The organism is Kistimonas scapharcae (assembly GCF_039540975.1).
Taxonomy (GTDB): Bacteria; Pseudomonadota; Gammaproteobacteria; order Pseudomonadales; family Endozoicomonadaceae; genus Kistimonas; species Kistimonas scapharcae.
The window spans coordinates 1-663 of sequence record NZ_BAABFL010000165.1; the positions used below are offsets into that span (position 1 = coordinate 1).

2 protein-coding genes are annotated in these 663 nt (G+C 54.4%); one reads left to right on the forward strand and one right to left on the reverse strand.

Annotation, left to right across the window (positions count from 1 at the left end; all coding sequences use genetic code 11):
* Positions 1-411, forward strand: a 411-nt coding sequence (locus tag ABD892_RS10195; RefSeq protein WP_345195515.1) for a hypothetical protein, incomplete at its 5' end; no start/stop codon positions are given.
* 37 nt (positions 412-448) lie between these two features.
* Here the strand turns inward: ABD892_RS10195 and ABD892_RS10200 are convergent.
* Positions 449-663, reverse strand: a 215-nt coding sequence (locus tag ABD892_RS10200) for a hypothetical protein (RefSeq protein WP_345195516.1), incomplete at its 5' end; no start/stop codon positions are given.

Sequence of the window (663 nt, forward strand, 5' to 3'; positions counted from 1 at the left end):
CATCCCGGGCGACGGTTCTATACCGATATCGTTTACGACTGCGATGCCTGCAGCCTGTCGTCAGCTGTGGATATTCTGGCCGTGGAACCGTCCGTGCTGACCGAGGATCCGCTGGTCACTGCTATCGGGAAAACCTCGGCTCTGTTCAATCTCAACATGCTGGAAGTGGCGACCCTGCTGGCGTTGTGTCTGGTTAATACCCAGAAAATGCTGGCAATGAAAGTCACCTGTGATCTGGCGACGGTGAGCCGACATGTCGGTCGTGATGTCCCGGACGTGGATCAGGCCATGAAGGTGCTGGTTAACGAGTATGGCTTTGCGTCTCGAAAGTCAGGGGAGTATTTCCTGACAAACGAGGGCCGGGATTTTTTTAAAGCTATCTTCATCTACGACGATAAGGGTAAGTGGTAATCCCTTGCTCCGGGGGCTCCTCGTGAGTCCCTTTTTTTTATTGGCCGGGTCGGTGATCGTTCAGGTATTCCCGCATAACCCGGCTCATCACCATTTTCTGCAGTTGCCGGGCGTATTGCTCGATGAACTCCAGCAACAGTGTGTGGCCTTCGGCGAATGCCCAGATGGCGTCCAGCCGACGTTCCGCTTCCTGCTCGACCTGTTCATACTCACTTTCTGTTAATGGTCGCATGCTGACCTCCCTGTCATGGC